The organism is Caldisericota bacterium (assembly GCA_034717215.1).
In the GTDB taxonomy this organism is placed as follows: Bacteria; Caldisericota; Caldisericia; order Caldisericales; family Caldisericaceae; genus UBA646.
In genome coordinates, this window is the sequence record JAYELD010000018.1 from 1 (window position 1) to 2,909 (window position 2,909).

General features: G+C 35.4%; 4 protein-coding genes. 3 read left to right on the forward strand and 1 reads right to left on the reverse strand.

Annotated elements, in window-relative coordinates; genetic code table 11:
* Together U9Q18_00915 and U9Q18_00920 are read left to right on the forward strand one after the other, a co-directional pair.
* Window positions 1–151: TrpB-like pyridoxal-phosphate dependent enzyme (locus U9Q18_00915; protein ID MEA3312920.1), on the forward strand; the 151-nt coding region annotated here is incomplete at its 5' end.
* A gap of 56 nt (window positions 152–207) precedes the next feature.
* On the forward strand, window positions 208–1,485 hold the full coding sequence (locus tag U9Q18_00920) for a DUF1015 family protein (GenBank protein MEA3312921.1): 1,278 nt from the start codon (window positions 208–210) through the stop codon (window positions 1,483–1,485).
* Window positions 1,486–1,523: 38 nt separating this feature from the next.
* Here U9Q18_00920 and U9Q18_00925 read toward each other — a convergent pair whose 3' ends face one another.
* Window positions 1,524–2,297, reverse strand: a complete 774-nt coding sequence (locus tag U9Q18_00925) for a Gmad2 immunoglobulin-like domain-containing protein (GenBank protein ID MEA3312922.1) — start codon at window positions 2,295–2,297, stop codon at window positions 1,524–1,526.
* Between the two features lie 67 nt (window positions 2,298–2,364).
* Between U9Q18_00925 and U9Q18_00930 the strand changes: the two genes are divergently transcribed.
* Window positions 2,365–2,909 (forward strand): HAD family hydrolase (locus tag U9Q18_00930; protein ID MEA3312923.1); only part of this gene is annotated, 545 nt, incomplete at its 3' end.

The following is a 2,909-nucleotide window of genomic DNA, read 5'->3' on the forward strand; positions in this document are numbered from 1 at the left end:
GACTGAAGACGATGTAATTGTATTTAACTTCTCTGGTCACGGACATTTTGACCTTGCAGCATACGATGCATATTTTAATGGAGAGCTGCATGATTACGAATATCCTGAAGAGGAGATAGAAAGAGCAATAAAAAATCTTCCGGAGATTTAAAATTAGCGGGCGTGTGGAATAACGCCGCACGCCCTTTTTTTGAATGGAGGTAACATATGGCCATAATAAAACCTTTTAAACCGCTTAGACCTGTAAGCCGATTTGCCGGGGCAGTAGTGGCACCGCCTTACGATTCTGTTTCTTTAAAGGAAGCAAGAGAGATTGTAAGAAGCAATCCACTGTCTTTTTTGAAAGTTCTTAAACCAGAGGTTAATGTGCCTTTTTATAGTACCTCAAAAAGTGTTATGTTTCGTGAAGCAAAACACTCTTTGGACGAATTCTTGGAAGGAGGGATTTTTGTACACGAAAAAACGCCTCATTTTTATATTTATACTGAAAGTATCGACAAGCATATGCAAAGCGGAATTGTTGGTCTCTTTTCTTGCAATGATTACGAGAAAGGTGTTATAAAAGGAACAGAAAAAACTAAGTACAAAGAACTTGACGACAGAATAAGTTGGATTGAATACATGAATATTCAGGCGGGCCCTTCCTTTTTAATGTACAGAGAAAAGAAGTCAATAAAGGATGTTGTACACAGAATAATGGAAGGATCTCCGGAATATGATTTTATTACCGAGGATGGGGTAAGGCACACTGTTCATTCAGTTTCAAAAAAAACTGTTATAGAAGAGATACAGTCTTTATTTTTAGATGTCCCTGTCCTTTATGTAGCAGACGGAAATCATAGAGTGTTTGCTACTTGTAGTGTATTTAAGAAATATGGGATACAGTCTGGTTTCTTTCTCGGGGCTGCTGTGCCACACAACAATGTGCACATTATGGAATATAATAGAATTATAAAGGACCTCAATGGGTTGTCAAAAGATGAGTTTTTGTATAAACTAAATCAATATTTTTATGTACAAAAAATTGGTAAAATTGTATTTAAGCCCGACAGAAAACATCTTTTTGGTATGTTTCTTGAAGGAAATTGGTATAAGCTTATGATAAAAAACGAATATGTTGTTAATCTGAATCCTCTGGAATCATTAGATGTATCTTTGCTTAGCAAATATGTTTTTCAATCTATTCTTGACATAATGGATGAAAGAGATAATGGACGAATTGATTTCGTAAGTGGAAAGGAAGGAACGGATGCATTAGAAGAAAAAGTGCAAAAGGATGGCTGGACCGTTTCATTTTCGTTTTTTCCAATAACCGTACCTGAAATTGTTGCAGTTGCTGATAATGGTTTTATTATGCCTCCAAAATCTACCTGGTTTGAACCAAAATTTAGATCCGGGCTTTTTCTTGATTCATTAGACGAAGTAAAAGAGAAAATTAAAAAAGACATCGAAACTTCTCAAGAAGATTATACTATCTGGCTGTAAGTTTATTTAAGAATAATTTTTTGTTCCACATGGAACATTTAAGGTTGCAACACTTCCTCCATGTTTCCATTTGCTGAGATGATTACATTGTAATCCGGGTAAAATTGTTTTACTGTTTGTTCTATCTCGGCGCGTATAGCTTGTACTTTGCACGAGCCACCGGTTATGCTGAGAAATTCTTTTCCAAAATCTACAACTACGCTTTCGCCTTCAATTTTTACGTAATTTATACTTGTGTTTTGCGGGATTAGCGGGTCCAGATATCCTAATTCTTTTTCTTTTTCAGTTGGCCCATTGATTAGGAATTGTAGTGTGTCAACGGCTGGAACTTCACTTTCTTTCTTTATTCTTCTTTCAAGCGGATATACTTTTTCGCAATCCAGCATTTCAGGGTTTTTTACACTGTTTGGAAGATAGATATTTACTAATTGATGCTCTATATTGTAGGAAAGGGTTTTTTCCTCTTTTTCTGTAGTTGTACCATCTTTTGCCGAGATAAGGAAACATTTTAACGTAATCTGATCTGATTGCGGAAAGAGCGTTAGGACTATGTCCTTTTTGAATGTACCGTATTGGGATGGTTCTTTTGCATCTGTAGTTGTAAAACCAGCGAAACAGATGTTGCCTTCATTATCCGTTACTTCTATGTTTACGGTTCCTTCAAATGCTATTGCCTCTCCTTCGATATGCACAGTGCCGTCTTCGTTGACCGATGCATTGTTTAGTATAAGATTTTTCTGTTCAGTTTTACAACCCTGCATTGCTAACAGCAAAACAAACATACTAAAAACTAATGCAACAATTTTTTTCATTTATTAGATCCTCCGTTTGAATTTTACTGCTTTTTTATTTTTATGTCAATATGTTAAAATTGTATTTATGAAAAGAAAAACAATTTGTTGTGTCATTTTTGATTTGGATGGAACGCTCTTTGATGCGCCATATGATTGGACAAAGATAAAACAGACTCTTGAGGTGCCTAAAGGGGAGGGGATTCTTTCTTTCATAGAAAAGCTGCCTGATAAGATAAAAGAAAAAAAGATGCATATGTTAAATGCAATTGAAGAAGAAGCAACCAGAAAAGGCAAGTTAAAAGACGGGGTACAAGAGCTGCTTAATGAGCTCAAAAGAAAAAAAATAAAAAGAGTTCTTCTGACAAACAATCTTTTGCGGAATGTTCGTTACATTGCAAGAAAGTACGGGATAGATTTTGATATGGTAATTACCCGTGAGATGGGGATGACAAAGCCTGGGAATGCTGCAATCCTTTATATTTTAAAAGAATTTGGCTTAAATGAAAATGAGGTTATTTTTGTGGGGGACAGTATTTATGATGTAAAATCAGCAAATCTGTCAAAAATTTCTATGATTATTGTAGGGGAAATGCCAATCAAAGGAAATTTTATACGCGTGAAAGACATAGC